The organism is Methylosinus sp. RM1, assembly GCF_011378635.1.
Lineage (GTDB): Bacteria > Pseudomonadota > Alphaproteobacteria > Rhizobiales > Beijerinckiaceae > Methylosinus > Methylosinus sporium.
Window position 1 is genome coordinate 1 of sequence record NZ_WOVC01000110.1, and the last position, 947, is coordinate 947.

Genomic DNA, 947 nt, shown 5'->3' on the forward strand with positions numbered 1-947 from the left:
ATTGCTTTTGACGGTTAGTTCTGAATCACTGCGGCTGCGGAACAGCGCTGGAGATGATTCGTGGCCGGGAAAGAGATCGCCGTCAAGAAACACGTGGTGCGGCTGAGCGCGGAGGAACGCGCGAAGCTCACGGACTTTATCGGCTCGGGCAAGCGCTCGGCGCAATTGCTGACGAAAGCGCGCATCCTGTTGAAGGCGGACGTTTCGAACGCCGGTGAAGGTTGGAGCGACGGCAAGATCGCCGAGGCGCTCGACACCAGCGTCGCCAATGTCGAGCGGACGCGCCGACAATTGGTGGAGGAAGGGTTCGAAGCGGTGCTGATCCGCAAATATAATCCGAAGTGCGCCCGGCCCCGGATTTTCGACGGCGCGGCGGAAGCAAAGCTCATCGCGCTCGCCTGCGGGCCGGCTCCGGCGGGCTACGCCAGATGGACTCTGTGCCTGCTCGAAGAAAAGGTCGTCGAACTGAAGATCGTGGAAAAAGCCAGCGACAACACTATCGGGCGCACGCTCAAAAAAACATTCTCAAACCGCATCTCAAACAGCAATGGGTGATCGCGCCGCAGGCCTGCGCCGCTTTCGTCGCCAATATGGAAGATGTGCTCGCCGTCTATCAACGGCCGCATGATCCGCAGCGCCCCGTCGTGTGTCTCGACGAGACCTCCAAGCAACTGATCAAAGAGACGCGCGCGCCCCTTCCCGCGAAGCGAGGGCGCAAGGCGCGCCACGATTACGAATACGAACGCAATGGCGTGGCCAATCTGTTCATGATGTTCGCGCCGCTCGAAGGCTGGCGCTGCGTCGATGTCACCGACCGCCACGCGGCCGTCGATTACGCCCATGTGCTCAGGGACTTGTCCGACAAGCATTTTCCCAACGCGGCGAAGATCGTGCTGGTGCAGGACAATCTCTCGACGCACACGCCGGCTTCGCTCTACGCCGCCTTT

2 protein-coding genes are annotated in these 947 nt (G+C 61.0%); both read left to right on the top strand.

All coding sequences use genetic code 11. The features are described from left to right. Nucleotides 1–60: 60 nt before the first annotated feature. Nucleotides 61–555 (top strand): helix-turn-helix domain-containing protein, encoded by a 495-nt coding sequence (locus FMZ75_RS21145; RefSeq protein WP_166146301.1) that lies wholly within the window; start codon nucleotides 61–63, stop codon nucleotides 553–555. Beyond that, the coding region (locus FMZ75_RS21150) for a transposase (protein ID WP_207783565.1) at nucleotides 552–947 on the top strand (396 nt) is incomplete at its 3' end. The genes FMZ75_RS21145 and FMZ75_RS21150, both read left to right, overlap by 4 nt.